The 847-nt window shown below is 36.0% G+C and carries 1 protein-coding gene; it reads left to right on the top strand.

Translation table 11 applies throughout. The features are described from left to right. Positions 1–238: 238 nt before the first annotated feature. On the top strand, positions 239–847 hold a 609-nt coding region (locus ACFIL8_RS11425; protein ID WP_375689894.1), incomplete at its 3' end, for an antA/AntB antirepressor family protein.

Consider the following 847-nt stretch of genomic DNA (forward strand, 5'->3'; position numbering starts at 1 on the left):
TTTACAAAACAAGAATGGAACAGACAGAAGATTTGTCCAAAATCTGAAATAGAAACAGATAAAACCGATAATCATTACTTCAAAATTTACGCAGCAAGGAAAATCGCTAAAGCAGAGCGCCATAGAAACTATGGCAGAATATTATGCCAAAACTTGTGTTTTCATTAATTTAGGAAGTGATGATGAAAAGCCTTATTGTAACATCTGAAAAATATGAACTTTTTGAAAGGAGTTCATCATGAATACTCTCATAGAGATTAAAGAACAAGCCATTGATAAGGAAATTGTTCAGACAGTAAATGCACGTGATCTGCATACATTCTTAGAGGCAAAACGTGACTTTTCCAATTGGATTAAGGACCATATTACCAGATACAATTTTATAGAAGGACAAGATTTTATAAAAACACAAGATTTGCGGTCACCAAATTTGGCGAGCGCAAAATCTAGAGCTGTTATCGCAATTAATTACCATCTCACTTTGGAAATGGCAAAAGAACTTTCCATGGTAGAGCGTAATGAAAAAGGTAAACAAGCCCGTCAATATTTTATTGAATGTGAACGGCGTGCAAAGAAACCTTTAGACCTTGCAAACGCTTTAGAAGACCCTCTCTTTGTGAAAAAACTGCTTTTAGAAAGCGTCACACAATTAGAGACCTTAAAAAGCGAAGTGAATACCCTTAAACCAAAGGCAATGGCTCTTGAAAGCTTACAGCGTCATAATGGACTCTTCGGTCTTACAGAAGCTGCTAAAATACTCGAGATGCAATCAAAACAGTTCATTCTCTTCTTACAGAAAAAAGGTTGGGTTTACAGACGAGCAGCAGGTGGAAATTTGCTTCCTTAT

It is taken from the genome of Bartonella sp. AP57NXGY, from assembly GCF_042195805.1.
In the GTDB taxonomy this organism is placed as follows: Bacteria; Pseudomonadota; Alphaproteobacteria; order Rhizobiales; family Rhizobiaceae; genus Bartonella.